Annotated in this window: 31 protein-coding genes; 20 read left to right on the plus strand and 11 right to left on the minus strand. The window is 64.9% G+C overall.

Annotated elements, in window-relative coordinates:
- Positions 1-12 precede the first annotated feature (12 nt).
- The 3 genes from ACQR03_RS17825 to ACQR03_RS17835 form a co-directional block, all read right to left on the minus strand.
- Positions 13-201, minus strand: coding sequence for a DUF2934 domain-containing protein (locus tag ACQR03_RS17825; protein ID WP_315713177.1), 189 nt, complete (start codon positions 199-201; stop codon positions 13-15).
- Positions 202-338: 137 nt separating this feature from the next.
- Complete coding sequence (locus ACQR03_RS17830) at positions 339-695, minus strand: hypothetical protein (RefSeq protein WP_315752822.1); 357 nt, start codon at positions 693-695, stop codon at positions 339-341.
- 103 nt (positions 696-798) lie between these two features.
- Entirely contained in the window at positions 799-2,145 is a 1,347-nt protein-coding gene (locus ACQR03_RS17835) for an ATP-binding protein (protein ID WP_315752821.1), read from the minus strand.
- A 154-nt stretch (positions 2,146-2,299) separates the two neighbouring features.
- Between ACQR03_RS17835 and ACQR03_RS17840 the strand changes: the two genes are divergently transcribed.
- Together ACQR03_RS17840 and fghA are read left to right on the plus strand one after the other, a co-directional pair.
- Entirely contained in the window at positions 2,300-2,920 is a 621-nt protein-coding gene (locus tag ACQR03_RS17840) for a response regulator transcription factor (RefSeq protein WP_315713180.1), read from the plus strand.
- An 85-nt stretch (positions 2,921-3,005) separates the two neighbouring features.
- Positions 3,006-3,851, plus strand: a complete 846-nt coding sequence (gene fghA / locus ACQR03_RS17845; protein WP_315752820.1) for an S-formylglutathione hydrolase — start codon at positions 3,006-3,008, stop codon at positions 3,849-3,851.
- A gap of 649 nt (positions 3,852-4,500) precedes the next feature.
- Here the strand turns inward: fghA and ACQR03_RS17850 are convergent.
- Complete coding sequence (locus tag ACQR03_RS17850) at positions 4,501-4,980, minus strand: DUF3280 domain-containing protein (protein WP_315752900.1); 480 nt, start codon at positions 4,978-4,980, stop codon at positions 4,501-4,503.
- A gap of 142 nt (positions 4,981-5,122) precedes the next feature.
- Here ACQR03_RS17850 and ACQR03_RS17855 point away from each other — a divergent pair, with 142 nt between their 5' ends.
- The 5 genes from ACQR03_RS17855 (at position 5,123) to ACQR03_RS17875 (ending at position 9,693) form a co-directional block, all read left to right on the plus strand.
- The gene (locus tag ACQR03_RS17855; protein WP_315752819.1) at positions 5,123-6,331 is read left to right on the plus strand and encodes an ABC transporter substrate-binding protein; all 1,209 of its coding nucleotides are present in this window, start codon (positions 5,123-5,125) and stop codon (positions 6,329-6,331) included.
- Positions 6,332-6,489: 158 nt separating this feature from the next.
- A complete protein-coding gene (locus ACQR03_RS17860; RefSeq protein ID WP_315752818.1) occupies positions 6,490-7,422 on the plus strand; it encodes a YVTN family beta-propeller repeat protein in 933 nt (310 codons plus the stop codon).
- Positions 7,419-8,234 (plus strand): ABC transporter ATP-binding protein, encoded by an 816-nt coding sequence (locus tag ACQR03_RS17865; protein ID WP_315752817.1) that lies wholly within the window; start codon positions 7,419-7,421, stop codon positions 8,232-8,234. The genes ACQR03_RS17860 and ACQR03_RS17865 overlap by 4 nt, the downstream gene beginning before the upstream one ends.
- On the plus strand, positions 8,231-9,085 hold the full coding sequence (locus ACQR03_RS17870) for an ABC transporter permease (protein ID WP_315825186.1): 855 nt from the start codon (positions 8,231-8,233) through the stop codon (positions 9,083-9,085). Before ACQR03_RS17865 ends, ACQR03_RS17870 begins: the two co-directional genes overlap by 4 nt.
- Positions 9,082-9,693: a hypothetical protein gene (locus ACQR03_RS17875; protein ID WP_315752815.1), complete on the plus strand. Its 612-nt coding sequence runs from the start codon at positions 9,082-9,084 to the stop codon at positions 9,691-9,693. The genes ACQR03_RS17870 and ACQR03_RS17875 overlap by 4 nt, the downstream gene beginning before the upstream one ends.
- A 32-nt stretch (positions 9,694-9,725) precedes the next feature.
- Here ACQR03_RS17875 and ACQR03_RS17880 read toward each other — a convergent pair whose 3' ends face one another.
- Both ACQR03_RS17880 and ACQR03_RS17885 read right to left on the minus strand, forming a co-directional pair.
- Entirely contained in the window at positions 9,726-10,286 is a 561-nt protein-coding gene (locus tag ACQR03_RS17880) for a PQQ-dependent catabolism-associated CXXCW motif protein (RefSeq protein ID WP_315752814.1), read from the minus strand.
- Positions 10,283-11,158, minus strand: coding sequence for a substrate-binding domain-containing protein (locus tag ACQR03_RS17885; RefSeq protein WP_315752813.1), 876 nt, complete (start codon positions 11,156-11,158; stop codon positions 10,283-10,285). The genes ACQR03_RS17880 and ACQR03_RS17885 overlap by 4 nt, the downstream gene beginning before the upstream one ends.
- Before the next feature lie 161 nt (positions 11,159-11,319).
- On the opposite strand from ACQR03_RS17885, the gene ACQR03_RS17890 reads away from it, so the two are divergent.
- Together ACQR03_RS17890 and ACQR03_RS17895 are read left to right on the plus strand one after the other, a co-directional pair.
- Positions 11,320-12,246 carry a quinoprotein relay system zinc metallohydrolase 2 gene (locus ACQR03_RS17890; protein WP_315752812.1) on the plus strand — a complete coding sequence of 309 codons (927 nt, stop codon included), beginning with the start codon at positions 11,320-11,322 and terminating at the stop codon, positions 12,244-12,246.
- Positions 12,247-12,302: 56 nt separating this feature from the next.
- Complete coding sequence (locus tag ACQR03_RS17895; protein WP_315752811.1) at positions 12,303-13,124, plus strand: quinoprotein dehydrogenase-associated SoxYZ-like carrier; 822 nt, start codon at positions 12,303-12,305, stop codon at positions 13,122-13,124.
- 20 nt (positions 13,125-13,144) lie between these two features.
- Here the strand turns inward: ACQR03_RS17895 and ACQR03_RS17900 are convergent, their stop codons facing one another.
- On the minus strand, positions 13,145-13,504 hold the full coding sequence (locus tag ACQR03_RS17900) for a hypothetical protein (protein ID WP_315713197.1): 360 nt from the start codon (positions 13,502-13,504) through the stop codon (positions 13,145-13,147).
- An 86-nt stretch (positions 13,505-13,590) separates the two neighbouring features.
- Here ACQR03_RS17900 and ACQR03_RS17905 point away from each other — a divergent pair, with 86 nt between their 5' ends.
- Genes ACQR03_RS17905 through ACQR03_RS17920 form a run of 4 tightly spaced genes read left to right on the plus strand, consistent with a single transcriptional unit; the run spans position 13,591 to position 16,395 of the window.
- Positions 13,591-14,571: an ABC transporter substrate-binding protein gene (locus tag ACQR03_RS17905; RefSeq protein ID WP_315752810.1), complete on the plus strand. Its 981-nt coding sequence runs from the start codon at positions 13,591-13,593 to the stop codon at positions 14,569-14,571.
- The gene (locus tag ACQR03_RS17910) at positions 14,571-15,308 is read left to right on the plus strand and encodes an ABC transporter permease (protein ID WP_315741273.1); all 738 of its coding nucleotides are present in this window, start codon (positions 14,571-14,573) and stop codon (positions 15,306-15,308) included. Before ACQR03_RS17905 ends, ACQR03_RS17910 begins: the two co-directional genes overlap by 1 nt.
- Positions 15,298-16,011, plus strand: coding sequence for an ABC transporter ATP-binding protein (locus ACQR03_RS17915; protein ID WP_315713203.1), 714 nt, complete (start codon positions 15,298-15,300; stop codon positions 16,009-16,011). Before ACQR03_RS17910 ends, ACQR03_RS17915 begins: the two co-directional genes overlap by 11 nt.
- A gap of 36 nt (positions 16,012-16,047) precedes the next feature.
- Positions 16,048-16,395, plus strand: a complete 348-nt coding sequence (locus ACQR03_RS17920; protein WP_315752809.1) for a hypothetical protein — start codon at positions 16,048-16,050, stop codon at positions 16,393-16,395.
- A 30-nt stretch (positions 16,396-16,425) separates the two neighbouring features.
- Here ACQR03_RS17920 and ACQR03_RS17925 read toward each other — a convergent pair whose 3' ends face one another.
- Entirely contained in the window at positions 16,426-16,638 is a 213-nt protein-coding gene (locus tag ACQR03_RS17925) for a hypothetical protein (protein WP_315713207.1), read from the minus strand.
- 214 nt (positions 16,639-16,852) lie between these two features.
- On the opposite strand from ACQR03_RS17925, the gene ACQR03_RS17930 reads away from it, so the two are divergent.
- Positions 16,853-17,161, plus strand: a complete 309-nt coding sequence (locus ACQR03_RS17930; protein WP_315713209.1) for an EthD family reductase — start codon at positions 16,853-16,855, stop codon at positions 17,159-17,161.
- A gap of 149 nt (positions 17,162-17,310) precedes the next feature.
- Here ACQR03_RS17930 and pqqA read toward each other — a convergent pair whose 3' ends face one another.
- Positions 17,311-17,391 carry a pyrroloquinoline quinone precursor peptide PqqA gene (pqqA, locus tag ACQR03_RS17935; RefSeq protein ID WP_009031067.1) on the minus strand — a complete coding sequence of 27 codons (81 nt, stop codon included), beginning with the start codon at positions 17,389-17,391 and terminating at the stop codon, positions 17,311-17,313.
- Positions 17,392-17,608: 217 nt separating this feature from the next.
- A complete protein-coding gene (locus tag ACQR03_RS17940; protein ID WP_315713211.1) occupies positions 17,609-18,001 on the minus strand; it encodes a hypothetical protein in 393 nt (130 codons plus the stop codon).
- A 264-nt stretch (positions 18,002-18,265) separates the two neighbouring features.
- On the opposite strand from ACQR03_RS17940, the gene ACQR03_RS17945 reads away from it, so the two are divergent.
- From ACQR03_RS17945 to ACQR03_RS17955, 3 genes are read left to right on the plus strand one after another with little or no spacing between them, the layout of a single operon-like run.
- Positions 18,266-19,930 (plus strand): methanol/ethanol family PQQ-dependent dehydrogenase, encoded by a 1,665-nt coding sequence (locus tag ACQR03_RS17945; protein ID WP_315752807.1) that lies wholly within the window; start codon positions 18,266-18,268, stop codon positions 19,928-19,930.
- Positions 19,931-19,955: 25 nt separating this feature from the next.
- Entirely contained in the window at positions 19,956-20,297 is a 342-nt protein-coding gene (locus ACQR03_RS17950; RefSeq protein WP_315713215.1) for a c-type cytochrome, read from the plus strand.
- A complete protein-coding gene (locus ACQR03_RS17955; protein ID WP_315752899.1) occupies positions 20,297-21,232 on the plus strand; it encodes a substrate-binding periplasmic protein in 936 nt (311 codons plus the stop codon). The genes ACQR03_RS17950 and ACQR03_RS17955 overlap by 1 nt, the downstream gene beginning before the upstream one ends.
- 20 nt (positions 21,233-21,252) lie before the next feature.
- Here the strand turns inward: ACQR03_RS17955 and ACQR03_RS17960 are convergent, their stop codons facing one another.
- Positions 21,253-22,200: a helix-turn-helix domain-containing protein gene (locus tag ACQR03_RS17960; protein ID WP_434841398.1), complete on the minus strand. Its 948-nt coding sequence runs from the start codon at positions 22,198-22,200 to the stop codon at positions 21,253-21,255.
- 406 nt (positions 22,201-22,606) lie between these two features.
- Between ACQR03_RS17960 and xoxF5 the strand changes: the two genes are divergently transcribed.
- The 3 genes from xoxF5 (at position 22,607) to ACQR03_RS17975 (ending at position 26,212) form a co-directional block, all read left to right on the plus strand.
- Complete coding sequence (xoxF5, locus tag ACQR03_RS17965) at positions 22,607-24,412, plus strand: lanthanide-dependent methanol dehydrogenase XoxF5 (RefSeq protein WP_315713218.1); 1,806 nt, start codon at positions 22,607-22,609, stop codon at positions 24,410-24,412.
- A 132-nt stretch (positions 24,413-24,544) separates the two neighbouring features.
- Entirely contained in the window at positions 24,545-25,024 is a 480-nt protein-coding gene (locus ACQR03_RS17970) for a c-type cytochrome, methanol metabolism-related (RefSeq protein ID WP_315713645.1), read from the plus strand.
- A 78-nt stretch (positions 25,025-25,102) separates the two neighbouring features.
- Positions 25,103-26,212, plus strand: a complete 1,110-nt coding sequence (locus ACQR03_RS17975; protein ID WP_315752806.1) for an S-(hydroxymethyl)glutathione dehydrogenase/class III alcohol dehydrogenase — start codon at positions 25,103-25,105, stop codon at positions 26,210-26,212.
- Positions 26,213-26,242 lie beyond the last annotated feature (30 nt).

Here is a 26,242-nt window from a genome sequence, read left to right on the forward strand (position 1 = left end):
TTCTGCTCGCACTCACCCCGGCAGGATCGTCGGCGGCGGCGCCGTCGCCTCGTCGTGAAGCTCGCTCATCTCGCCGATCTCACGCTCGGCCTGATACCAGAACTCATCCTCGCGGCCGTCGGGCCGGCCGGCCTGCTCCCAGAGCTGGTGAGCGCGCCTGCGAATCCTCTCCTGAAGTTCAGTGTCGCTGGTCCGGTCCATGGTTCTCCCTCGCATGCGGCTGCCTCGGTGGCATGACCTTGCGTGGCAATCATCCGAACGAGACGAAGTTCCAAGGCACGGCGCGCACGGGCGATCCGCCGCAGCGGCGCGGCGAGAGAACGCGGCGCACCGCCTCTTCAGCTCAGATTGCCCGGCATGAAGCAGCGGATGGAAGTGCCGAGTGATCCCTTGATCGGCCACACCATGGTGCGCCCGGCACGGTTGGGCTCCGTGATGACCGCATCGTCCGGCACGACGATCCATTGACCGTCGAGCCGCACCCGGTAATGCGTGCCTTCGAGGTCCCAATCCGGATCGGACACCGCGAAGCCGTCGGCGTCCGAGCAGCACGGGCCGCGACCACTCTTGAGGCTGTCGAACCAGCCCTTGAGCGGCGAGTCGGCGTAGCGGCCGTCGTCACGCGCGACGGCATTGTGGAACGACAGCGCGGCCAGCAGGGCTGCGCCGCTCAGCACAGGCAAGGTTCTGGACATCTGATCACCGCGAGCTGCCGGCGCGTGCTCCGGATTGCGGCTCACGCCCCTTGCAAGTAGCTCGTTGAATGCGCCGTCCGATCGTTGGTTCCTAGCCCACGGCTCACGCTGCATCCGCCGGCACCATGGCCTCGATCGTGACGCCCGTGCCGGTAGAAGCCACCGTCAGCGTGCCGCCGAGCGCCAGCAGCCGCTCGCGCATGCCGGTGAGGCCGAATCCGAGCTTGTGCTCCGGGCTGAACCCGCGGCCGTCGTCGCGGACGCGCACCCGCGTGTAGCTGCGGCGATGACCGGCCGTCGTCTGCTGCAGCGGCTCGATGGTGACGTCGACCGTGGTGGCCTCGGCGTGGCGGAACACGTTGGTCAGCGCTTCCTGCACCACCCGATAGATCGTCAGCTCCGCCGTCTCATTGCTGCGCACGACCGTGTCGGTGAACCTGGTCTCGATCGCGACCTCGGGCCGCGACTCCCGCCACAGCCGCACCAACGCGCCGAGCGCTTCGCGCAGGCCCAGCTCGGCGAGACCCACGGGCCGCAGCCGCTCGAGGATGCGGCGGTTGAACTGCTGCACGGCGTTGACCTGGTCGAGGATCGCCTGGCCGTGCCGGCGCATCGCCGCGACGTCGAGCGTCGCAGCGTCCGGCAATCGCATCAGCGCGCTGGCATGGGCGCGCAGCGCGAACAGATGCGGCCCGAACTCGTCGTGCAGCTCGCGCGCGATCTCCTTGCGCTCGTGGTCCTGCAGCGACACCGTGCGCTCGGCCAGGCGGCGCTTCTCCTCCACCGCCTCACCGAGCGCGCCGGCGAGATGGTTGAGCTTGGCGCAGAGCGCCGCGAGCTCGGGCGCGCCGCCCGGCTTGACGCGGGTATCGTAGGCGCCGGCCTCGATCTGGCTCATCGCGTCCGACAGATCCGAAAGCGGCGCCAGCGCGCGACCGACCACGAGCATGGTGATCGCAAACAGCGCCAGCCCGACCAGCGAGCCGACGACGAGCTGGGTGACGATGCCGTCCCAGATTTCCGCGATCTCGTCGTCGGGGTGCGACGTGATCACCAGCGTTTCGCTCCGCCCCGCGACGATGACCGGCATGCTCACCGAGGTCTTGTCGGGATGCACCAGTGCGATGAACCATGCCGGCGCCGCGCGGCCGACGCCCGGAGAGGGCGGGGTCTGCACCGGCATGCCCTGCCGTCTCACGCTGACGTGACGAAGCTGTCGGAGATCGCCGACGATCCGATCGAGGCGCGCGCTCGGATCCGGCGCGTCGTTGACCTCGTCCATGATGGTCTCGACAAAGGCCCGCGTCAGGCGGATGACGCTCTGGTCCTCCGCCAGCACGCGCGGCGCCGCCTCCAGCACGAGACGGCCGATGTTGATGGCGAGGCCCAGCGTCAGCAGCAGCGCCAGCAGCACGTTGATGCGGGTCCGCAACGACCAATTCTGCCACATTCTCTCCGCCTCACGGCCACCGTGTTTCATACGCACTCACATTGACAGACAAATCCGCCGGCGATCTAATTGCAACATCATGCAATATCGCGCAGCATGCATCCATGATGCATCGCAACAATGACGCGAGTTGGAAGTCCGGGACCCCAAGGCCATGCGCGTACTGATCGTCGATGACCATCCCATTGTGGCATCAGGCTGCCGGGCCCTGCTCTCGACCGATCCGGACCTCGAGCTGCTCGAAGCCGCCGATGCCGAGAGCGGCGAAGCCAGCTTCATCGCGCGCCGGCCGGACGTCTGCGTCGTCGACATCAACCTGCCGACCGTCTCCGGCTTCGAGCTCGCGCGGCGCATCCTCGCCCACGATGCCAATGCCCGGTTGATCATGTTCAGCATGAACGACGATCCGGTGTTCGCCGCGCGCGCCATCGACATCGGCGCCAAGGGCTACGTCTCGAAGAGCGGCGATCCGAACGATCTCGCCGAGGCGATCCGCGAGGTCGCCCGCGGCGGCAGCTATCTGCCGCCTGCGATCGCGCGCAGCATCGCCTTCGCGGGCGCCGCGGTTGCGCAGAGCCCGCTGGCGAAACTGACCTCGCGGGAGCTCGAGATCCTTCGCCTGCTCAGCGCCGGCAAGAGCCTGTCGGAGATTGCCTGGCTGATCCACTCGTCCTACAAGACCGTCGCCAACACCTCCTCGATCATCCGCCAGAAGCTCGGCGTGCGAACATCCGGCGAGTTGGTGCGTTTGGCGATCGAGAACGGCGTCGCTTGACTCGTCCCGATTGAACGACGCAGCCTGACACGCGTTGGCGGCACGCGCGCCAGCGGCCCGACATCATTGCCGAACAGGTGATCCCATGACCCTCACGACCGTCTCCCAGAACAAGTCCCATGGCGGCGTCCAGGGCGTCTACCGCCACGCCAGCCAGGAGACCAAGACCGAGATGACGTTCTCGGTGTTCGTGCCGCCGCATGCCGACGGCGCGAAGCTGCCGGTCGTCTGGTATCTCTCCGGCCTGACCTGCACCCACGCCAACGTCACCGAGAAGGGCGAGTTTCGTGCCGCCTGCGCCGAGCTCGGCCTGGTCTTCGTGGCGCCCGACACCTCGCCGCGCGGCGACGGCGTGCCGGGCGATCCCAACAATGCCTATGATTTCGGCCTCGGTGCCGGCTTCTATGTCGACGCGACCGAGGCGCCGTTCGCGAAGAACTACCGGATGTGGAGCTACGTCACCGAGGAGCTGCCGAGCGTGGTCGCGGCGAACTTCCCGGTCGATCCGCGCCGCCAGTCGGTGATGGGCCACTCGATGGGCGGCCATGGCGCGCTCACGGTGGCGCTGCGCAACCCGGACCGCTACCGCGCGGCCAGCGCGTTCTCGCCGATCGTCGCGCCCTCGCAGGTGCCGTGGGGCGAGAAGGCCTTGGGCGGCTATCTCGGCGCCGACAAGGCGGCGTGGCGCAAGCACGACGCGGTGGCGCTGATCGAGGACGGCGCGCGCGTCTCCGACCTGCTGGTCGATGTCGGCACCGCCGATCAGTTCCTGACCCAGCAGTTGCGCCCGGAGCTGCTCAAGGCGGCCTGCGACAAGGCCCACATCCCGCTGCTGCTGCGCAAGCAGGAGGGCTACGACCACAGCTACTACTTCATCTCGACCTATATGGCCGATCATCTGCGCTGGCACGCGGCGCGGCTCGCACGCTGATATCAGCCGCGGACGTGATTTGCCCGACGGGTGCGATGACGCGCCCGTCGAGGCGTTCTTGTCGTGCCCGGCGCCCGGATTCCACGTGCGCGACGACGGGGATTTCGCTCGGCGCCACAAGGCGATCCCAGTGTCCAGCCCGGCGGCAACAAAAATTTCACTTTCGTTTTTCCGGAAATCGTGATTGTCTAGCGCCATCCCGCCTCGTCGAGAGGGCGTATCGCGGTCGTCACGAACGTGGAGGTGGGATGCGGTGGACGCCGGCGGCGCGCAGCATGCTCAGGGCATCACATGCCCCGTGAGAGCGTGCGGACGAACGCGTCACGGCGTACGGCCAAGTCGCGTGGTCCTGGCATCCCGATGCCGATGCCTCCGCGGCGGCGCGCTCACAGCGCGTCGTCGCGCACGGTGACCAGAACGCCCGGCGCACCGGGGAGAACGCGAAGCAACCGTTAAGACCATCCGCGCAGGGAGGGCCGGGATGTCCCAGCCGAACCTGTGGTACCTGCCGCCTGCATTTCTTGTCGCAGGCGGGCCATGGGGGCGGCAGGCTCCCGGCCTTCCCTGCGCCTCTTGTTTTCCAAGGGGCGACCGGCACGCAAAGCTCGGGCGTCATTCGCCGCGAGAATGCACCGTCATATCTCGTCAGCTACTGCGCCTGCGGCGCGCCGTAGTTCGGCGCCAGCAGGCGGTTGCGGACGAGCCAAGCCATGGTGCGCGTCCAGGATTCGTCGGTGTTGCCGCGCATATCCGCAGTCATCGCCGCGACCGGCTTGCCGGTATGAACGTCGCGCAGATAGATGTTCATGTTGAGGATGAGATTGGAGACCTTCTGCACCGTCCCGGTGATGGCGAGATCGGCGCCGATGTCGCCCGCGAGCTTGACGTCGCAGCCGCCGCAAGCCTGCAGATTGCTGTGGTGCGCCGCATCGTTGACGGGAGCGATGTCGAGCACGCGAAAACGTCCGGAGTCCTGCAGCGCCGCGCGCAGTTGCTCGGCCGCATGCGCCAGCCTGTTCTGCTCGTCCTGGCGCGGGCCCTGCACCTCGCCCTGCAGGCTGGTGTCGATCAGCTCGAAGTCGAACACCGCCACCTTGGTCGGCTCGGCATGCACTGATGTCGCAGACATCAGGATCAGGAACGCGGGGAGAACGGCAGGTTTCAAGGTCGTGATCCGAAATGACGCGACAGCGGCGAAAAGTGGGGTTGAAAGCTAGGCCAATTCGTTCATCTTGCAAGGCGAAACCTCGCCGGACAAGGACGAGGGAACAATGGGAGGACGTGTGGTCCTGGGAGTTCTGGCCCGATCTCTGATGGGCGCGATCGGCCTCATCGCCGCCGCAACCGCCGCCAGCGCGGCGGATCCGGTCGACATCGCGATCGGCTATCTCGGCCGCGCGAGCTTGCCGCAGACCTTGTCGCCGCTCGACCAGCCTGCGGCCGATGATGGCGTGGCCGGCGCGAAGCTCGCGATCGAGGACAACAACACCACCGGCAAGTTCCTCAACCAGCGCTTCACTTTGATCGACCGCCGCGTCAAGGATGACGAGGACGCCGCGCAGGCCGCCAATGAGCTCGCCGGCAAGACGGGATTCGTCCTCGTGGACCTGCCGGCGGATGCGGTGCTGAAGGCCGCAGATGCGTTGCGGGGCCGCGGCGTCACCTTGCTCAATGTCGGCGCCACCGACGACCGCCTGCGTGAGCAGGACTGCCGCGCCAACGTCATCCATGTCGCACCGACGCGCTCGATGCTGGCCGACGGCCTGGCGCAATATCTGGTCTGGAAGCAGTGGAAGCGCTGGCTGCTCGTCACCGGCTCGCACGACAGCGACAGACTGTTCGCCGACGCGCTGCGCCGCGCCGCCACCCGCTTCGGCGCCAAGATCGTCGAGGAGCGGACCTTCGAGGACACCGGCGGCGCGCGCCGCACCGACAGCGGCGTGACCTTGATCCAGCGCCAGATGCCGGTGTTCACGCAGAAGGCGCCGGCCTATGACGTGCTGGTCACCGCCGACGAGAGCGAGGTGTTCGCCAACTATCTGCCCTACCGCACCTGGGATCCGCGCCCCGTCGCGGGCTCCGCCGGCCTGCGGCCGACGAGCTGGGATCCGGCGCAGGACCAGTGGGGGGCGACGCAGTTGCAGAACCGCTTCATGAAGCTCGCCTCGCGCCGCATGGACGCCTTGGACATGCAGGCCTGGATGGCCGTGCGCATGGTCGGCGAGGCCGCCTCGCGCACCAACTCCGGCGACGCCAAGACGATGGCCGACTACCTCAAGGGCCCGAACTTCACCATCGCCGCCTTCAAGGGCACCCGCCTCTCCCTGCGCGACTGGAACCTGCAATTGCGCCAGCCGATCCTTCTGGCCGACGGCCGCATGATCGTCTCGGTCTCGCCGCAGGAGGGCTTTCTGCACCAGGTCTCCGAACTCGACACGCTCGGCGTCGACCGCCCCGAAACCAAGTGCAAGCTGCAATGATGTCGGATCGAACCATGCTGATGAGAATGCCTAGTCCGATATGCCGGGCCGACATGCGTGCTGGTGTGGAGCCTTCCGCACACGCGCGTCCCGAAGGGCGATCGCAGCTTTGCAAGCGCTTCGGCACAGCAGTCAGCCTGCTCATCGCCGCACTCGTCATGGCCCATGCAGCCTCCGCCTCCGCCTACGTCGCCTTCGTCTCCAACGAGAAGGGCAACACCGTCTCCGTCATCGACACCGACACCTGGACGGTCACCAAGACCATCAAGGTCGGCCAGCGGCCGCGCGGGATCGCGTTCACGCGCGACGGCAAGTTCGTGATGGTGGCAGTCGGCGACGACGACACCATCCAGGTGATCGATGCCAAGAAGATGGAGGTGGTGGATACCCTGCCCTCCGGCCCCGATCCCGAATTGTTCGCGCAGGACGCCGCCGGCAAGACGCTCTATGTCGCCAACGAGAACGACAACACGGTCACGGTGCTCGACCTCGAGAAGCGCGTCCGCATCGGCGACGTCCAGGTCGGCGTCGAGCCGGAGGGCATGATGCTCAGTCCGGACGGCAAGATCCTGATCTGCACCTCCGAAACCACCAACATGGCGCATTTCATCGACACGGCGACCCGCAAGATCGTCGCCAACGTGCTGGTCGATGCGCGGCCGCGCTTTGCCGAGTTCAAGAGCGACGGCTCGGAGCTGTGGGTCTCGGCCGAGATTGGCGGCACCGTCTCGATCATCGACCCCGCCAAGCGCGAGGTCACCGGCAAGATCAAGTTCGCCGTGCCCGGCCTGCGCAGCGAGGCGATCCAGCCGGTCGGAATCGCCCTGACCAAGGACGGCAAGACCGGCTTCGTCGCGCTCGGCCCCGCCAATCGCGTCGCCATCGTCGACGGCACCACCCACGAGGTGAAGAAATATCTCCTGGTCGGCCAGCGCGTCTGGCACATGGAGTTCACGCCGGATGAGAAATATCTTCTGGTCACCAACGGCGTCTCCAACGATGTCTCGGTGATCGATGTCGCCGCGCAGAAGGTGATCAAGACCATCCAGGTCGGCGAGCTGCCCTGGGGCATCACGATTGCACAGCCATGACGACGCAGAACGCACCCGCTCTCGACGCCACAGGCGCCACCCCGCAGCCGGCCTCCGACCAGGTGCCGGCGCTGTCGGTCGCCGGCGTCAGCCATTCCTACGGTGCACGCAAGGCGCTCAACGACGTCAGCTTCGCCGTCCAGCCTGCGAGCTTCACCGCCCTGCTCGGTCTCAACGGCGCCGGCAAGAGCACGCTGTTCTCGCTCATCACCCGGCTGTTCGCAGTGCAGACCGGCCAGATCGGCATTTTCGGCCATGACATCGGCCGCACGCCGGGCGAGGCGCTGCGGCTGCTCGGCGTCGTGTTCCAGCCGCGCACGCTCGACCTCGATCTGTCGCTGACGCAGAACCTGCTCTACCACGCCGCGCTGCACGGCATCTCGCGCCGCGAGGCCCGCGCGCGCAGCGAGGAGCTGCTGGCGCGCATCGGCCTCGCCGACCGCGCCGGCAGCAAGGTGCGCGACCTCTCCGGCGGCCAGATGCGCCGGCTGGAGATTGCTCGCGCCCTGCTGCACCGGCCGCGCCTCCTGCTGCTCGACGAGGCCACCGTCGGCCTCGACGTCAAGGCCCGCGCCGACATCGTCGGCCATGTCCGTCAGCTCGTCGCCGAGCAGGGCATCGGCGTGCTCTGGGCGACGCATCTGTTCGACGAGATCGCCGCGACCGATGATCTCGTCGTGCTGCATCAGGGCCGCGTGCTGGCGCGCGGGCCCGTCCCGCAGGTCATCGCCGAGGCCGGTGCGACCGACGTCAACGCGGCGTTCGCGCGGCTGACGACCCAGGCCAGTCCGGCGCGGAGCTCCGAGCCATGACCGTCACCACCGTGCACGCGCCCACACCCACACGCAGCGGCTTTTCGGCCGGCGAATACATCACCTGCCTCACCGGCATCGTCTGGCGCGAGGGCCTGCGCTTCCTGCATCAGCGCGAGCGCTTCGTCTCGGCGCTGGTACGGCCGCTGGTCTGGCTGTTCATCTTCGCCGCCGGCTTCCGCCAGGTGCTGGGCATCTCGATCATCCCGCCCTACGAGACCTATATCCCCTACGAGGTCTATATCGCGCCCGGCCTGATGGCGATGATCCAGTTGTTCAACGGCATGCAGTCGTCGCTGTCGATGGTCTACGACCGCGAGATGGGCAACATGCGCACCTTGCTGGTGAGCCCGCTGCCGCGCGGCTATCTGCTGTTCTGCAAGCTGCTCGCCGGCACCGCCGTCTCGGTGCTGCAGGTCTATGCGTTTCTCGCCATCGCCTGGTTCTGGGACATCACCCCGCCGCCGATGGGCTATCTGACGGTGCTGCCGGCGCTGATCCTGTCCGGCCTGATGCTCGGCGCGCTGGGCATGCTGATCTCCTCCGGCATCAAGCAGCTCGAGAATTTCGCCGGCGTCATGAACTTCGTGATCTTCCCGATGTTCTTCGCCTCATCGGCGCTCTACCCGCTCTGGCGGGTCGAGGAAGGCAGTCCCTGGCTGGCTTATCTCTGCGAAGCCAATCCCTTCACCCACGCGGTCGAGCTCATCCGCTTCGCGCTATATGGCAAGCTGAACTGGGTTTCGCTCGCGGTGGTCGGCGGCTGCACCGCCGTCTTCATGATCGGCGCGATCCTGGCCTACGATCCGTCGCGGGGGTTTGTCAGGCGCGGTCCCGGAGGCGAGGCATGAGGTTCAGAACGACACTGGCGGCCGTCGCCATCGCTGCGTCGGCAGGTGCTGCGCAGGCCGCCGATCCGCGCTATCCGGATTGGCCCTGCCCGCAGGCCAAGGTGCCGGAGATCTCGATCGCCGCCGTGTGGTCCGGCCCGCCGATCGACGATGTCGGCGCGAGCTGGAAGGACGATGCGAAGGTGGCCGAGCTCGTCGCCAAGCTTGCCGCGCGCCGTATCCCGCTGGAGCAGGCCCAGAAGGACGTCGCCGATTTCCTCACCGGTACGGCCGAGGAGAAGATACGCAAGGGCAAGCTGCTGTTCGCCGGGCTGTTCGACACGCTGAACGCGCAGCGGACATCGGTGATGAACGGCCTCGAGCGCGTCATGCGCAAGCAGCGCGAGGCCGTCGACAAGGTGCGCGGCGACACCATCGCGCTGCAGGAGATGCACAGCGGCCCCAACCCGGATCAGGCCAAGGTCGAGGAGATGACCAACCAGTTGAACTGGGAGACGCGCATCTTCGAGGACCGGCGTCGCGTGATGAAGTTCGTCTGCGAGGTCCCGACCGCGATCGACCAGCGCCTGTTCGCCCTAGCGCGCGAGATCCAGCAGGACATGGAGTAGCTGATTTGATGCGCTACCGCCGCCCTCTCCGCTCACTCCTCAGGCCGCGGCTCGGGCTGCGTCTGCTGCAGCGGCAGGTCGGCGCGGCTCCAGGCGTCGGTCCCGTCCGGATACCACGCGACGTTGCGGTAGCCATAGGTCAGCGCGCGCTTGGCGGCATTCCACGACATCCAGCAATCCTCGAGGCAGTAGAACACGAGCAGACGACTCAAATCGCCCTCGGAAGCGCGGGCAAGGCCGCGCTTCAGATAGTCCTCGGTCTGGGGCGCCAGCACCCCGTAGCCGGTGTCGGGCAGCCAGATGCTGCCGGGAATGTCCAGGCGCGGCTGCTCGCGCCACACCGTCCCGGCCGGCAGGTTCTTCGGCTTGGGCGGCCGCGGCAACACATCGACGAAGACGGCGGACTTCGCGCGCCAGATCGCCTCGGTCTCCCGCGTCGACAGCACGCGCGCTCCGCTCAGGGTCGTCGGCACCGGCGCGCGATAGTTCTCGGTGCGATAGCTGTCCGGCTCCGGCACGAGATCATCGGCCCGCACCGCCGCGGCGATCAGCAGCACGCCTGCCAATGCCGCAGCGCTGAGCCGACCGATCATGGCTTCGCCGCAGCCTCGGCGGTGATCAGATGATTGCTCTCGTCCAGCAGCGGCACCCCGAAATCGAGCAGGATCTTGTTGATCTCCCCCTGGTTCTCCTGGATCAGCTTGTTGAGCTGACGGCGCCAGTTCTGGTCCGCGCCACGGACACCCATGGCGATGCGATAGATCAGCTTCGGCCCGCTGGTCTCCTTCACCAGCGGCGTGACATGCAGTTGCGGGCTCGCCTGCTTGGCATAGTAGCCGGCCATCGGCCCCCACAGCACGCCGGCATCGATCTCGCCGGACTTCAGATCGTTGATCATCGCCTCTGCCGAGGAATCGACGCGGGTGTCGATCATCAGCGGATAGGGCTTTGCGGTCGGCATCAGCCCGGCCAGCGCCATATTGGTTGCCGGCGGCGTGCCCGCCACGATGCCGATGTGCCTGCCCTTGAGCTTGGCATCCTCCAGCGTCGTCACATCGGCAAGATCGGAGCCCGGCTTGGTCACGATCGCATAGGCCGTCCGGTAATAGGGACTGGTGCTCTGCACCAGGTCGTCCCCTTGGGGAAAGCCCATGATCACGTCGCAACGGTGCGAGCCGAGCGTCATGCGCACGAATCCGGTGGCCTGCGGGAAGAACGTGTAGTCCACCTTCTTCTGCAGCTTGGCGGCAAAGAGCTCGGCCAGCTTGTTCTCGAAGCCGTCGCCCTTCTCGTTCGAGAACGGCAGGTTGCGCGGATCGGCGCAGACCCTGAGCACCTTGGGATCGACCAGCTCGATCGACAGGTCCAGGCCATCATTGCTCTGCGCGAAAGCGGCGGCCGGTCCGAGCAGAGTGAGCCCCGCGGCAACGGCCAGCGAGCAGGCAAGGTTGTGACGCTTCGTCATCCGTATTTTCATCCCTATCGAACGCATCGTGGTATTTTTGAAAATGCTAGGCCGCCGGCCGCTCCGGTGCAACAGCCGCCGTCATCGCGAAGAGTTGACCCATTGCTGCACCGCAACGTCCATCGCCTGACGCACACCTCTCACGCGAGCAAGGCAAGCCGATGGTGAGACAACTGATCATCGCGATCACCGCCTGGGGGGCGCTGGCGCTCGGCAGCGCCGCTCTTGCCATGCCGCCGGAACTCGAGGTCAGCGAGATCGCGCCCGGCGTGTTCGTTCACATCGGCCAGACCGCGCTGATGAACGCGGCGAACGAGGGCGCCATCGCCAATGTCGGTTTCATCGTTGGCAACGACGCGGTCGCCGTGATCGACACCGGCGGCAGCGTCCGCGAAGGCCGCGCGCTGCTGGCAGCGATCCGCGCCCGTACCGCCAAGCCCGTGCGCTACGTCATCAACACTCACGCCCATCCGGATCACGCATTCGGCAACGCGGCATTCGAGGGCGACGGCACGCGCTTCGTCGGCGCCAAGAACCTGCCGCGCGCGCTTGCAATGCGCGGACCGCACTACATCGAGGCGTTCCGGCGCCTGATGGGCGCCGAGCTGATCGACGAGGTCCGTCTCGTCCCCCCGTCGATCCTCGTGGACGACGAGATGATGCTCGACCTCGGCGGCCGTACCCTCACGCTCAAGGCCTGGAGTACCGCTCATAGCGACTGCGACCTGTCCGCCTATGATGACCGCAGCCGGACCTTGTTCGCCGGCGATCTCGTATTCCTGCGTCACATCCCGGTGATGGATGGCAGCCTGCGCGGCTGGATCGCCGACATGGCCGCGCTCGCGACCATCCCGGCCGAGCGCGTCGTTCCCGGCCATGGCCCTGTCAGCCCGTGGCCACTGGCGCTCAGTGACGAGCGTCGCTACCTCGATACATTGGCCCACGACGTTCGCGGGCTGATCAAGGCAGGCAGGCCGATCGCGGACGCCGCTGGGGCCGCGGGATCGGAGCGCGGCAAATGGGAGCTGTTCGACGACTACAATGCCCGCAACGCAACGGCGGCATTCTCGGAAATGGAATGGGAATGAGGGCGGCAACGCGCTATGATTGTTAATTCACCCGACTGCCCGAGGAGGATTGCGCCATGATCCGGCTCCACCTGCCGTCCACCCTGCTTCTCGGGGCCTGCCTCGCGTTTGCGTTCGCACCTGCGAAGGCCGCTGATGGTTACGATCCCTGGCCGGGACTGGTCCAGGACATCTTCAACAACAAGGCGATGCAGGACGGCACCAATGTGCTGTCGATCGAGATGCCGACGCGCGCCGAGGATGCCTCGGTCGTTCCGGTCACCCTGCGCAGCAAGCTGTCGCCCGCCGACGAGCGCCGTATCAAGACCATCACGCTGGTGATCGACCAGAATCCCGCGCCGATGGCGGCCAAGTTCACGCTTGGCGCGGACGCCAATGTGACCGCGATCTCGACGCGGGTCCGCGTCAACAACTACACGGATGTGCATGCCGTGGCCGAGCTGACGGATGGTCAGCTCTATGTGGTCAAGACCTTCGTCAAGGCGTCCGGAGGCTGCTCGGCGCCGGCGGCGAAGAATCCGGACGAGGCCAAGGCGCGCATCGGCCAGATGCGCTACCGGCAGTTCACGCAAAGCAGCGACGGCGCCACGAGCGGCATCCGCGAAGCGCAGGTCATGGTCGGGCATCCCAACAATTCCGGGCTCCAGATGGATCAGGTGACGCAGCTCTACATTCCGGCCTTCTTCATCGACCGGCTGACACTGTCGCAGAACGGCAGTCTGGTGCTGTCGGTCGAAGGCGGCATCTCGATCTCTGAGGATCCCAACATCCGCTTCACCTACGTGTCGAACGGTGCCAAGCAATTCCATGCGGAGGCGAAGGATACGCAGGGCCACGTGTTCGAGCACGATTGGCCGGCCGACGGTTCAGGAACTTGATGCGGCAGAGCGGCAGCGCTTCAGAAGCATCTCACTTCGGCTTCGGCCTGCGCCCGGCGGAGATCGTTCAGCGCGTTGGCGGCCTGCTCGGACGTGCGGAACTGGGTGCCGAGATTGCTGTGCACCTGGGACATGCTGAGGACGGTCTCGGCCGTGACGTAGCGCTCATAGGGAATGATCGAAGCGATCACGTCGATCGAGCAGGAGCACTGCGCGATCGCCTCCCTGGTCTCGCCATTCGCCTTCATGCAGCCGAACACATATTCGGCCCGCGCCGAGGTCGGATAGTCGTTGAGCTCCTCGGCACGAGCCGGCCCGCACAGCGCAATCGTGGCAATGAGAGTGGCGACAATCGGTCCTACCGGAACAGCACTACGCATCACAGTCCTCCGCGGCATCGCAGCCGAAGCTATGCTAAGGGAATGAGGCTGAAAAGAACACCTCTCGAGGAAATGCAGACGGGCTCATGACGCAGATCGGTCGTTTGTTGATGGCGATTGTCGCCTGCGCCCTGCTGCCGGTCACGGCATGCTGCGCCGCCGAGACCGTCAAGGTTGCGGTGCAAAAGACCGGCACCTTCGCCTGGGAGCTGGCCGTGATCCGCGCCCGCCAGCTCGACAAGCAGGCGGATATCGCGATCGATGCGGTCGAGCTCGCGAGCCCGGAGGCCGGCAAGATCGCGCTGCGGGCCGGCAACGCCGACATCATGGTGTCGGACTGGCTATGGGTGTCGCGCGAGCGTGCGCTCGGCGCCAAGCTCACCTTCTATCCCTATTCGAGCGCGCTCGGCGCCGTGATGGTGCCGGCGACCTCACCGATCAAGACGCTTGCCGATCTGAAGGGACGCAAGCTCGCGGTGGCCGGCGGCCCGCTCGACAAGAGCTGGCTGCTGCTGCAGGCCACGCTCAAGCGCGACGGCGTCGATCTGAAATCGCAGGCGACGATCACCTACGGCGCGCCGCCGCTGCTGGCCGCCAAGCTGGCCGACGGCGAGATGGATGCGGGCTTGAACTACTGGAATTTCTGCGCGGCGCTGGAAGCCAAGGGCTTCCGCCGGCTTGCCGGCGTCGAGGACCTGCTGCCGCCGTTCGGCGCCAAGGGCCGCACCGCGATGATCGGCTATGTCTTCGACGAGGACTGGGCCGCCAAGCATCGCGATCTCGTCGCACGCTTCCTAACCGTCACGGCCAAGGCCAAGGAGATCCTGGCGACTTCCGACGCCGACTGGCAAACGATCGCCCCGCTGACCGGCGCACAGGACGACGCCACCTTGCGCGTCTATCGCGACCGCTATCGCGAAGGTATTCCGCGCCGGCCGGTGGCCGAGGAAGAGGCCGACGCCCGCGTTCTCTACGGCGTGCTCGCCTCGATCGGCGGCCGCGATCTGGTCGGCCCCGCGGCTGAGCTCAGTCCCGGCACCTACTACAGGGCGGATGCGAGGGATTAGTGCTGCGGCTGTTGTCCTTTGCGCTTCTGCTCGCCACCTGGTGGATTGCCGCGGCTGTCGCCGGCAGCGCCAAGCTGCCATTGCCATCGGCCGTGCTCGCGGTTGCGGTGGCGGAAGCGCGGTCCGGCGCGCTGTTTCTGCATCTCGGCGCAACGCTCGCCCGCGTCGCCCTCGCTTTCACTCTGTCAATGGCACTCGGCTCGGCGATCGGCTTTCTGATGGGGCGCAGCCAGCTCGCCAACCGCCTCGGCGATCCCTGGCTGATCCTGCTGCTCAATCTGCCCGCGCTGGTGGTGATCGTGCTCGCCTATATCTGGGCTGGTCTCACCGAGGTCGCTGCGATCGCGGCGATCGCGATCAACAAGCTGCCGACCGCCGTCGTCACCTTGCGCGAAGGCGCCCGCGCGCTCGATCCATCGCTCGACGAGATGGCCAAGGTGTTTGCCTTTTCGCGCGGACGCATCCTCCGCCACGTCCTGCTGCCGCAGCTTGCGCCCTATATTGCGGCGGCCGCGCGCTCCGGCCTGTCATTGGTGTGGAAGATCGTGCTGGTCGCCGAGTTGCTCGGGAGGCCCAACGGCATCGGCTTCGAGATCGGCGTCGCCTTCCAGCTGTTCGACATTCCGTTGCTGCTCGCCTACTCGCTCAGCTTTGCTGCCGTGGTGCTGGTGATCGAGGCCGTTATCGTCCAGCCGTTCGAGCAGCGTGCATCGAGGTGGCGGCTCCGTGCGGCTTGAGGTCGATATCAGGTCCAAGAGCTACACCAGCGCCGCCAATGGCAAGCGCCAGGAGGTGATTGCTGGCATTGCCTTTTCGCTGGAGCGGGGCGAGGTCGGCGTCGTCGTCGGCCCCTCCGGCTGCGGCAAGAGCACGATGCTGCGGATCCTCGCCGGTCTGGACAACGACTATCAGGGCCATGTATCGCGGCCCGAGGGAGCCCGGCTGGCAATGGTGTTCCAGGAGCCGCGGCTGCTGCCGTGGCGATCCGTCGAGGCCAACGTCCGGCTGGCAGCGCCCGGTGTCGCGGAGGACAGGCTGGCCGCCATCTTCGGCGTGCTCGAGCTCGAGGGACATCGCAGCCATTTTCCAGGCGAGTTGTCGCTCGGCCTCGCCCGCCGTGTCGCGCTGGCGCGCGCCTTTGCGGTCGAGCCGGATTTCCTGATTCTCGACGAGCCGCTGGCTTCGCTCGACGACGCGCTCGCCGCGCGGCTGCGCGAGGAGATCGCGACGCTCGTGGCCTCGCGCCCCATGATCACGCTGCTGGTCACGCACAGCATGGACGACGCGGCACGGCTCGGCGACCGGATCTTCCTGCTGTCCTCACGCCCTGCCCGTCTGCTTCATTCAGTCCCGATCGACCTGCCGCGCGCGCAGCGCAACAACGACGTGGTCGCGGTAATCAAGGCCGATGTGGCGCGACTGGATTTTTCCGTGTCATAGTCATGGCAAAGGACATCGGACCCCAGGGAAAACGCCATGAGACGCGCATCCGCCGTGACGGCGATCATTCTGTTCGGCATCCCGCTCGCGGCCGCCGCACAAAGCAAGGGCATCCGGCTCTGGAATCTGACGACCGCAACGATGACCGGCTTTCAGCTCTCGCCGGCCGGCCAGAACAATTGGGGACCGAATCAGACGCTGAACGACAAGGACAAGGAGCTCGATCACGACGAACGGCTGAAGCTCACCGGAGTCGAGCCTGGGCGCTACGACGCCAAGGTGAGCTATGCCGGCGAGCGGCAGTGCATTGTTCGCGGCCTCGAGATCAAGGCCGACGCCGTGGTTTCGGTCGCCGACAAGGACCTCAAGGAGTGCACGAAGTAAGCAGCCAGCGTGCCGACGGCCAAGCCGGCCTCAGGCCTTGTCGTTGCTGTGGGGATATTCGCAGCGCCATCGCACTGCAGTCCATTTCGGGTGCTCGCCGATCCACTGGGCGATGTAGGGCGGCGCCTTCATCGCGCATTGCTGCAGCGAGGCACCGCCATCCGCGAAAACGAGATGCTGCTCCTCGCAGGTGGCCGGAGACAGGACTGCGCAGACGGTGATGACGAGATCGATGGAGCTCATGGCTCGTTGTCCTTCGATAAGCCTGAAACAGCTTAACTGAAACTACGACATCCGGCTGCATCAGTTTCTCCTCGCGCAACAAATTATGCAGCGGAACCAAGGCTGGAACGACTATCCCTGGGCGAATCCGCCCCTGACGCTTGATCCGAACCGGCAGATCGGCTGCAATGGAAGCGGTCGATCGACCTCAAAAGAGCGAATGCGGAGGAAGCAGATGCCCAAGGTTCTCGTACTCTACAAGACCCCCAAGAGCGCCGAGGCGTTCGACAAACACTATATGAACGTCCATGTGCCGCTGGCGAAGAAGATTCCCGGTCTGAAGAGCTACGATATCAGCCGGGGCCCGGTGAATGGGCCGGCGGGAGCCACCAACATCCACCTCGTTGCCACCCTGATATTCGATTCGATGCAGGCGCTGCAGGCGGGAATGGGCTCTGCCGAAGGCAAGGCGGCGGCGGGCGATCTGCCCAACTTCGCCGATGGCGGCGTCGACCTGTATATCTTCGACACGCAGGACGTTTGATCGTCACCAACGTTCGGCGGTGTGCCCGTCATACCCGATCGGCCGAGAGGCCGGTCGCCGGGACGATCTCGCGGACCGTCCATCGAATGGATCCGCCAAGCCAGTCAGAAGCGAATTGCGCTCCTCGTGGCTTGGCAGATCGCTACGCGTTACTTGCGCGCAGCACAGGCGTACATGTTGATTTCCATGCCAACCGGCACTTCGACGATCTTCGGTGTCTTCCAGGCCATTTCAAGCTCCCAAGTTCGACTATCATTGACTGACGCATTGCTCGCGCCAACATCGAAGCTAGGACCGCATCGGGGGGAACGCAAGGCTCCACAACCGTGGAGCATTTCCCCAGCGGTTGTCGATCGATTGAATGAAACAAAATCCAGCCGCCTGGCTGGACGCCGTTCCGCCTCAATCCTCGTAGGACGTTGCCCCTGAGCGGGACGGCATCTTCCCTCACGCACCGCCCGGCTGCACGTAGCAGAACACATACCGATTGCGGCTCAGGAAGATGATGCCGTGCCCCGTCGGATTTCCCCTGTCCCACTTCAGCTTGTGATCGGGGACCTCGATCTCGGTACCGACATCGATATGCGGGCGGCCACGCGGCTCATCGGGACGGTCATCGGTAATGATGACATAGGTCTTGCCGTCGCGGACATGGATCTCATCGGCAAAGTAGGCGTCGGCCTCACCGCAGCACGATGCCGTCGGCACGTCGGGCTGCATCAGCGCCTCGTACCATTGACGCAATGCAGGATCGACCGCTCCCCACTGACCGAGATCACGCGCACTCGCACTCACCCAAAGGCAACAAAGCATGCCGAGCCAAAGGATGGTTCGTCTCATCCGCCCACTCCTCTGTTATCCCGGCATGATGCGGCGAAGCAATGTTTGTGCCGCAACGCAACATCGGAGCGGTGCGATCATGCCGACCCAGATCCGCGAGCAGAGACAACGGGGATCGGCTGCTCTGTCCCGATCGAACGAGGACGGCTTCCCGATGCGCAGAGGGCGGTTGCCACCTTTTCGTATTGACGGTTCCCGATTTCGAGCGGAGTGTTGTGCCCGCAGCGTCAGGATAGGCGCGCATAAAAATCTCGGAGGAAATGAATGAAGCGGATCGCGCTGGCCGCAGGCCTCGCTATTTTTGCATCACATGGTGCAAGCGCGCAGAGCGCCGATCAGTTGGTCAAGGGTGCAACTGATACGGCGAACGTTCTCAACTACGGCATGGGCTACAATCTGCAGCGGTTCAGCCCGCTCACCCAGATCAACAAGGACAACGCCAAGAACCTGGTGCCGGTCTGGAACTACAGTTTCGCCGATGACCGCAGTGAGGAGTCGCAGCCGCTGGTGTACCAGGGCGTGCTCTACGTCACGACCCACAATGCGACGATGGCCGTCGACGCCAAGACCGGCAAGCAGATCTGGAAAAGCAAGATCGACTATCCCGCCGAGACGCCGCGCGTGGTCTGTTGCGGCATCATCAATCGCGGCGCCGCGCTGTACGACGGCAAGGTGTTCCGGACCACGCTCGATGCCAACGTGATTGCGCTCGATGCCAAGACCGGCAAGGAACTGTGGCGTCAGAAGGCCGCTGACATCAAGGAAGGCTACTCGATGACCGTCGCGCCGCTGGTCGCCGACGGCGTCGTGTTGACTGGCATCTCCGGCGCCGAGTTCGGCACCCGCGGCTTCATCGATGGTTGGGATCCGGCGACGGGCAAGCATTTGTGGCGCACACACACGGTCCCAAGCCCGGATGAACCCGGCGGCGACACCTGGAAGGGCGACACCTGGAAGCTGGGCGGCGGCTCGACCTGGATCACCGGCTCCTACGATCCCGAGCAGAACACCGTGTTCTGGGGCGTCGGTAATCCCGGACCGTTCAACGCGGCGGTGCGCCCGGGCGACAACCTCTACACCTGCTCGGTGCTCGCGCTCGATCCGAAGACCGGCAAGATGAAGTGGCACTTCCAGTTCTCGCCGAACAATCCATTCGACTACGACGCGGTCGCGGAGATGGTGCTCGCCGACATGAACGTCGAGGGTAAGCAGACCAAGGTGCTGATGAACGCCAACCGCAATGGCTTCTTCTATGTGCTCGATCGCACCAATGGGAAGCTGCTCGCGGCCAACCCCTATGTGAAGGTGAACTGGGCCTCCAGCATCGACCTGAAGACGGGCAAGCCCGTCGAGACCGATGTGACGCGCGATGCCCGCGAGGGCAAGAAGGTCACGGTCTATCCGTCGATTCTCGGCGGCAAGAACTGGGAGCCGATGTCGTTCAATCCGCAAACCGGGTTGGCCTACGCCAACACGCTCGTGTTCGGCGGCCACTACAAGACCGAGCCTGCGACCTACAAGGCCGGCGAGTGGTACCTGGGCATGGACCTGACGGATCTGTGGGATTGGCCGGAAGGGCCACGCGGTCAGCTCAAGGCCATCGATCCGATGACCGGCAAGACCAAGTGGGAGCAGCCGAGCGACATCCCGCGCTTCTCCGGCGTGCTGTCCACGGCAGGCGGCGTGGTATTCTCGGGCAAGCTGACCGGCGAGTTCGAGGCTTTCGACGCCGACAGCGGCAAGAAGCTGTGGCAGTTCCAGACCGGCTCCGGCATCGAAGGCCAGCCCGTCACCTGGCAGCAGGATGGCGTGCAGTATGTCGCCGTCACCTCAGGCTACGGCGGCGTCTACTCACTGTTCTCCGGTGACGAGCGCCTCGCCAACGTTCCGGCAGGCGGCTCGCTGTGGGTCTTCGCGGTCAAGAACTGAGTGCGGATTGCCCGTGAGACAGAACATGTTCATGAAAGCGGCGGCGGCCTTCGCCGCCGTCGTGGCGATGTCGGCCGTCCTGTCGACGGCTGCCCTCGCCCAACAACAAGATGGCAGCGCCGCACATAGCCAGGTGGACATCGGCAAGACGACGTTCGCTCAGAAGTGCTCGCACTGCCACGGCCCCAACATGGTGAACTCCGGCACGGTGACGCCCGACCTGCGTCGGTTTCCCGATGACCAGCCTCGTTTCGTCACCACGGTGAAGCAGGGCAAGAACGGTCGCATGCCGCCCTGGGGCGACATTCTCAGCGATGACGAGATCACCGCGCTGTGGGCCTATGTCTCGAGCCGGAGAGCGCAGTGATGCGCCATCTCTGCCGTTGGCTGACTGCCTTGATGATCTCGACAGTGTCGTCAGCCGCCTTAGCCGCTGACGACGTGCTGCGCATCTGCCTTGACGAAAATCTTCCGCCGCTCTCGGTCCATCATCGTGGCAAGCCCGGCAACGGTTTCGACGTCCTGCTCGGTCAGGCAATCGCCGACCGCCTTGGCAGAAAGCTCGAGATCCAGTGGTACGAAAGCAAATTGGACGAAGATTCCAGTCCAGCGCTGGAGGCGAACGCACTGCTCTCGGACGGACGCTGCTCGCTGCTCGGCAGCTATGCGTTCACCCAGGACGGATTGGTCGCGCCCGGCGTCAAGACAGCCAAGCTGCCGGACTTCGATGGCGCCACCCGCGACGACCGCCGCCGCCGCGTTCCGCTCGGCACGCTGATGCCGAGCAAGCCATACATGTTCTCAACACTGACCGTCGTTCTCGGACCTTCCGCGAAACAGCGCCCGATTACCGACATCGGCGACCTGGCAGGGCTGCGGCTGGCAATCGAGAGCGGCACGTTGGCGGATGCAATCCTGATGACGTTCGACAAGGGACGGCTGATCGACGACATCACGCATTTGATTCCCGCGCGGGATGATCTGCTCGGGGCGCTCGAACAGGGCAAGTTCGATGCGACCCTGCTCGATGGCAGACGTTTCGATGCGTATCGGGCGGCTCATCCCGACACCAGGCTCGGCGGGTCGGGCTACAGCTATCCGATCGGCGTGAACCGCGGTTATGTCGGGCTGACCAGTTCGGCCGAACTCATCGCATCGGTCGACAAGGCCTTGACGGAACTCGACGCTTCCGGGGCCCTGCCTAATCTTGGTCGGTCCGCCGGACTGACCTATCTTCCACCGCGCGAGCCGGTGATTCTCGGTGATGCATTCCAGAGGATCATCCGGAGCGGCGCACGCTAGCGCGGCTACCTCACGACCGCTCAGCGGGCCGCAGTCTTATGAACCGACGACGGCACGACGCCGAAATATTTGCGGAAGACACGGCTGAAGTGCGACGAACTCGAGAAACCCCACGAGAACGCGACATCAGTGATGGTCTTGCCGCTCTGCGTCTCCAGCTCCTGCCGGCAATGCTGAAGCCGGGCCCGCCAGATGTAGTCGCTGACCGTCATGCCACGATCGCTGAACACCATGTGAAGGTAGCGCTTGGTGCACCCCAGAGCCGCCGAAATCTGATCGATGCACAGATCGGGATCGCGCAGATGCTCGCGGATGAAGGCTTGAGCGCGGATATAGACCGCCTCGGGTCCCGCCCGATCCAGCATTCGATCGGCTTCACGCAGCGGCAACAGCAACAGATCGATGAGCGATTCGGCGACGCTGACAGCCGAGTTGGGCGAAAGCCGGGTCGCCTCATCGAACGCGGCATGGGTGACGTCATGCGCAATCCGACCGGTCCCGCTCCGCGCAGACAGCTTGTATGCAGGCATCTTTTCCGACCGGAAGCCGCGTTCCTGCAATAGCTCCTTCGGCACGATCACGACGTCATGGCGGGTCAGGGCGGGGCTGATGATGGTGTGCGGTAACGAGACGTCATAGGCGAGGCAATCGCCCGGGCCGATCTCGATCTGGCGGCCATCCTGCTCGAAATAGGACGTTCCATAGGTCTGGAACAAGATCTTGATGTAGGGATGTCCAGCCTTTTGCGCACGCGCATAGGTATGCGCAATACGGTGCTGGCTGGCCTCGATCTGGCAGAGCTTCAGGCGCGACACCGTCGTGAAATTGATGCGCCCTTCGAATGAGGCGCCCTCCAGCGGATCGACATCGAAACGTCCGCACAGGTCGGTCAGTGCATCTGACCAACGCTGGATCTGGCTCTTCGGTGAGAATCCCGAAGTATTAAGCGAGCGGATCGTGTCGGACATGTTTCATCCACCGATTCATGATCGAAACGCAACGGGTCCGCCGCCGGACGGCGAACGAGACTGTAGCAAGATTGCTCCCATTTTAAGGCCGCGACTTTCGCGGCGCACTTCGTTCCATAACTTCCCTCGCATGATCCTCCGCCTTCGTCTCTGTAAGGTCAAGGGAAACGTCAACCTTCGGTGGAACCGCGGTGCTGTAAATTGATGCTCCGCAGCAAGAATGGCGCTCATGTTGCGGACCAGCAAAGCAAAATCTCCTTCAAAAACTTCTATTCGCTTCACTCTTGAGCAAGCTCTTTTCTCTTTTGGGCAAGTTTCCCGGTCGGGAAGTGGATATTCAATGATGCCGAAAACGAATACTGGGCCGCGTGCTGCGGAACCTCAGTTGAACCCGGGAGGAAAGACGATGCGAAGAGTGCTACTCGCAACATGTCTGACGTCAGTCGCGGCGCTTGCCGCGGGTGGCGCGTGGGCCAGTGAAGAGCTGGTCAAGATGTCGGCCAACCCGAAGGACTGGGTGATGCCGGCGGGAGACTACGCCAATACGCGTTACTCCAAGCTCAATCAGATCAACGCTCAGAACGTCGGCAAGCTGCAGGTCGCGTGGACCTTCTCCACCGGCGTGCTGCGCGGCCACGAAGGCGGACCGCTCATCATCGGCAACTTGATGTATGTGCATACGCCGTTCCCGAACAAGGTGTATGCGCTCGATCTCGCGCAGGACAACAAGATCGTCTGGAAGTACGAGCCCAAGCAGGATCCGAACGTCATTCCGGTGATGTGCTGCGACACCGTCAACCGCGGCGTCGCCTATGGGGACGGCAAGATCTTCCTGCATCAGGCCGACGACAAGCTGGTGGCGATCGACGCCAAGACCGGCCAGCACGTCTGGACCGCCGTCAATGGCGATCCGAGCAAGGGACAGACCGGAACCTCGGCTCCGCTCGTGGTGAAGGACAAGGTGTTGGTCGGCACGTCCGGCGGCGAGTTCGGCGTCCAGTGCAGCATGACCGCTTACGATATCAAGAGCGGCAAGCAGGTCTGGAAGGCGTACTCCGAAGGTCCGGATGACCAGATCCTGTTCGACGCCAACACCACGGCGCTCGGCAAGCCGGTCGGCAAGGACTCGAGCTTGAAGACCTGGCAAGGCGATCAGTGGAAGACCGGCGGCGGCTGCACCTGGGGCTGGATCTCCTACGATCCGCAGCTCGACATGGTCTATTACGGGTCGGGCAATCCCTCGACCTGGAATCCGAAGCAGCGTCCCGGCGACAACAAGTGGTCGATGACGATCTTCGCCCGCCATGCCGACACCGGCGTCGCGAAGTGGGTCTATCAGATGACGCCCCACGACGAGTGGGACTATGACGGCGTCAACGAGATGATCCTGTCCGACCAGTCCATCAACGGCCAGCCGCGCAAGCTGCTCACGCACTTCGATCGTAACGGCCTCGGCTATACGCTCGACCGTGCCACGGGCGAGTTGCTCGTTGCCGAGAAGTTCGACCCGAAGGTGAACTGGACCACCGGCGTCGACATGGACAAGAACTCTGCAACCTACGGCCGTCCCAAGGTCGTCGATCAGTATTCGACCGACAAGCAGGGTGAGGACGTCAACACCAAGGGCATCTGCCCGGCGGCGCTGGGCACCAAGGACGAGCAGCCGGCGGCCTACTCGCCGGATACGCAACTGTTCTACGTGCCCACCAACCATGTCTGCATGGACTACGAGCCCTTCAAGGTGAGCTACACCGCAGGTCAGCCCTATGTCGGCGCAACCCTGTCGATGTATCCGCCGGCGGGTGAGACCCATATGGGCAACTTCATCGCCTGGGACGGCAAGACCGGCAAGATCGCCTGGTCGAACAAGGAGCCGTTCTCGGTGTGGTCGGGTGCGCTCGCGACGGCCGGCGGCGTGGTGTTCTACGGAACGCTCGAAGGCTACCTCAAGGCGGTCGATGCCAAGACGGGCAAGGAGCTCTACAAGTTCAAGACCCCGTCCGGCATCATCGGCAACGTCACGACCTACGAGGCAGGCGGCAAGCAGTATGTCGCCGTGCTCTCGGGTGTCGGTGGCTGGGCCGGCATCGGTCTCGCGGCGGGCCTGACGGATCCGACCGCCGGTCTCGGTGCGGTCGGCGGCTACGCAGCGCTGAGCAACTACACCGCCCTGGGCGGCGCGCTCACCGTGTTCTCGCTCCCGCAGCAGTGAGCTAGGCACCTGCTTCCGGCGCATGGATCTCGTCCATGCGCCGGTTCGCCTGCCCCAGAAAATTAAGGGAAGACGCCCTTGCGTAGAATCTGTTTTGCGGTCGCCACGGCTCTGTTCCTGGCAACCGGCGGGATGACTGTCGCCGAAAATGCCTGGGCGGAAAGTCCGGGAGATCCTGCGGCCGTCAAGTCCGAGGACGGGAAGTACTTCGATAAGGATGGCAATCCGACCTACAAGGTGGGCGCCGACGGATCGGTCGACTGGTACACCTACTCCGGATACCGCCGCTATCATTCCGAATGCCACGTCTGCCACGGGCCCGACGGCATGGGATCGACTTATGCGCCTGCGCTGAAGGACTCGGTCAAGACCATGAGCTACGGCGATTTCATCGGTGTCATCGCCAGCGGCCGCAAGAATGTCAGCACGTCCCAGGAGAACGTCATGCCGGCTTTCGGCGACAATCCGAACGTGGCCTGCTACATGGACGACCTCTACATCTACCTGCGTGCCCGCGGCAATGACGCGGTAGGACGCGTTCGCCCGGCCAAGCACGAGGACAAACCGCCAGCCTATACGGAAGCGGAGAACTCCTGCATGGGCAAGAAATGACTGACGACGGGGACCGCGGCTGAACAGTTTCCCTGGGCAGCGTCGCGGGCTCAAGAGAATGAAAGAGGAGTTTGAGACATGAAGACGCGCGCCGCGGTCGCTTTCGAAGCCAAGAAGCCGCTGGAGATCGTCGAGGTCGACCTCGAAGGGCCGAAGGCCGGCGAGGTACTGGTCGAGATCAAGGCCACCGGCATCTGCCACACCGATGCCTACACGCTCGACGGTTTCGACAGCGAGGGCATCTTCCCCTCGATCCTCGGCCATGAGGGCGCCGGCATCGTGCGCGAGGTCGGCCCGGGCGTGACCTCGGTCAAGCCCGGCGACCACGTCATTCCGCTCTACACACCGGAATGCCGCCAGTGCAAGAGCTGCCTCAGCCGCAAGACCAATCTCTGCACCGCGATCCGCGCCACGCAGGGCAAGGGCCTGATGCCCGACGGCACGTCGCGCTTCAGCTACAAGGGCCAGGCCATCTACCACTACATGGGCTGCTCGACCTTCTCCAACTTCACCGTGTTGCCGGAGATCGCGGTCGCCAAGATCCGCGAGGACGCGCCCTTCGACAAGAGCTGCTATATCGGCTGCGGTGTCACCACCGGCGTCGGCGCGGTCGTCAACACGGCCAAGGTCACGCCCGGCTCGAACGTCGTGGTGTTCGGCCTCGGCGGCATCGGGCTCAATGTCATTCAGGGCGCCAGGATGGCGGGGGCCGACAAGATCATCGGCGTTGACCTCAATGACAGCAAGGAGGAATGGGGCCGCCGCTTCGGCATGACCCATTTCGTCAACCCGAAGAAGGTGACCGGCGACATCGTCCAGCACCTGGTCGCGCTGACCGACGGCGGTGCCGACTACACCTTCGACTGCACCGGCAATACCACGGTGATGCGCCAGGCGCTGGAAGCCTGCCATCGCGGCTGGGGCGAATCGATCATCATCGGTGTCGCCGAGGCCGGCAAGGAGATCGCGACCCGCCCATTCCAGCTCGTCACCGGACGCGTCTGGAAGGGCACGGCGTTCGGCGGCGCGCGCGGGCGCACCGACGTTCCCAAGATCGTCGACTGGTACATGAACGGGAAGATCGAAATCGACCCGATGATCACCCACACGCTCAAGCTCGAAGACATCAACAAGGGCTTCGACCTGATGCATGAGGGCAAATCGATCCGTTCCGTCGTCGTGTTCTGACCCCAAGCACGCAAAACTGAGGAGGATTGC

It is taken from the genome of Bradyrhizobium sp. HKCCYLS3070, from assembly GCF_051167575.1.
Taxonomy (GTDB): domain Bacteria; phylum Pseudomonadota; class Alphaproteobacteria; order Rhizobiales; family Xanthobacteraceae; genus Bradyrhizobium.

Bases quoted from the DNA above. Each gene is read 5' to 3' on its own strand.
- ACQR03_RS17825 (WP_315713177.1), bottom strand. From the start codon at position 201: ATGGACCGGACCAGCGACACTGAACTTCAGGAGAGGATTCGCAGGCGC.
- ACQR03_RS17830 (WP_315752822.1), bottom strand. From the start codon at position 695: ATGTCCAGAACCTTGCCTGTGCTGAGCGGCGCAGCCCTGCTGGCCGCG.
- ACQR03_RS17835 (WP_315752821.1), bottom strand. From the start codon at position 2,145: ATGTGGCAGAATTGGTCGTTGCGGACCCGCATCAACGTGCTGCTGGCG.
- ACQR03_RS17840 (WP_315713180.1), top strand. From the start codon at position 2,300: ATGCGCGTACTGATCGTCGATGACCATCCCATTGTGGCATCAGGCTGC.
- fghA (WP_315752820.1), top strand. From the start codon at position 3,006: ATGACCCTCACGACCGTCTCCCAGAACAAGTCCCATGGCGGCGTCCAG.
- ACQR03_RS17850 (WP_315752900.1), bottom strand. From the start codon at position 4,980: ATGTCTGCGACATCAGTGCATGCCGAGCCGACCAAGGTGGCGGTGTTC.
- ACQR03_RS17855 (WP_315752819.1), top strand. From the start codon at position 5,123: ATGGGAGGACGTGTGGTCCTGGGAGTTCTGGCCCGATCTCTGATGGGC.
- ACQR03_RS17860 (WP_315752818.1), top strand. From the start codon at position 6,490: ATGGCCCATGCAGCCTCCGCCTCCGCCTACGTCGCCTTCGTCTCCAAC.
- ACQR03_RS17865 (WP_315752817.1), top strand. From the start codon at position 7,419: ATGACGACGCAGAACGCACCCGCTCTCGACGCCACAGGCGCCACCCCG.
- ACQR03_RS17870 (WP_315825186.1), top strand. From the start codon at position 8,231: ATGACCGTCACCACCGTGCACGCGCCCACACCCACACGCAGCGGCTTT.
- ACQR03_RS17875 (WP_315752815.1), top strand. From the start codon at position 9,082: ATGAGGTTCAGAACGACACTGGCGGCCGTCGCCATCGCTGCGTCGGCA.
- ACQR03_RS17880 (WP_315752814.1), bottom strand. From the start codon at position 10,286: ATGATCGGTCGGCTCAGCGCTGCGGCATTGGCAGGCGTGCTGCTGATC.
- ACQR03_RS17885 (WP_315752813.1), bottom strand. From the start codon at position 11,158: ATGACGAAGCGTCACAACCTTGCCTGCTCGCTGGCCGTTGCCGCGGGG.
- ACQR03_RS17890 (WP_315752812.1), top strand. From the start codon at position 11,320: ATGGTGAGACAACTGATCATCGCGATCACCGCCTGGGGGGCGCTGGCG.
- ACQR03_RS17895 (WP_315752811.1), top strand. From the start codon at position 12,303: ATGATCCGGCTCCACCTGCCGTCCACCCTGCTTCTCGGGGCCTGCCTC.
- ACQR03_RS17900 (WP_315713197.1), bottom strand. From the start codon at position 13,504: ATGCGTAGTGCTGTTCCGGTAGGACCGATTGTCGCCACTCTCATTGCC.
- ACQR03_RS17905 (WP_315752810.1), top strand. From the start codon at position 13,591: ATGACGCAGATCGGTCGTTTGTTGATGGCGATTGTCGCCTGCGCCCTG.
- ACQR03_RS17920 (WP_315752809.1), top strand. From the start codon at position 16,048: ATGAGACGCGCATCCGCCGTGACGGCGATCATTCTGTTCGGCATCCCG.
- ACQR03_RS17925 (WP_315713207.1), bottom strand. From the start codon at position 16,638: ATGAGCTCCATCGATCTCGTCATCACCGTCTGCGCAGTCCTGTCTCCG.
- ACQR03_RS17930 (WP_315713209.1), top strand. From the start codon at position 16,853: ATGCCCAAGGTTCTCGTACTCTACAAGACCCCCAAGAGCGCCGAGGCG.
- pqqA (WP_009031067.1), bottom strand. From the start codon at position 17,391: ATGGCCTGGAAGACACCGAAGATCGTCGAAGTGCCGGTTGGCATGGAA.
- ACQR03_RS17940 (WP_315713211.1), bottom strand. From the start codon at position 18,001: ATGAGACGAACCATCCTTTGGCTCGGCATGCTTTGTTGCCTTTGGGTG.
- ACQR03_RS17945 (WP_315752807.1), top strand. From the start codon at position 18,266: ATGAAGCGGATCGCGCTGGCCGCAGGCCTCGCTATTTTTGCATCACAT.
- ACQR03_RS17950 (WP_315713215.1), top strand. From the start codon at position 19,956: ATGTTCATGAAAGCGGCGGCGGCCTTCGCCGCCGTCGTGGCGATGTCG.
- ACQR03_RS17955 (WP_315752899.1), top strand. From the start codon at position 20,297: ATGCGCCATCTCTGCCGTTGGCTGACTGCCTTGATGATCTCGACAGTG.
- ACQR03_RS17960 (WP_434841398.1), bottom strand. From the start codon at position 22,200: ATGTCCGACACGATCCGCTCGCTTAATACTTCGGGATTCTCACCGAAG.
- xoxF5 (WP_315713218.1), top strand. From the start codon at position 22,607: ATGCGAAGAGTGCTACTCGCAACATGTCTGACGTCAGTCGCGGCGCTT.
- ACQR03_RS17970 (WP_315713645.1), top strand. From the start codon at position 24,545: ATGACTGTCGCCGAAAATGCCTGGGCGGAAAGTCCGGGAGATCCTGCG.
- ACQR03_RS17975 (WP_315752806.1), top strand. From the start codon at position 25,103: ATGAAGACGCGCGCCGCGGTCGCTTTCGAAGCCAAGAAGCCGCTGGAG.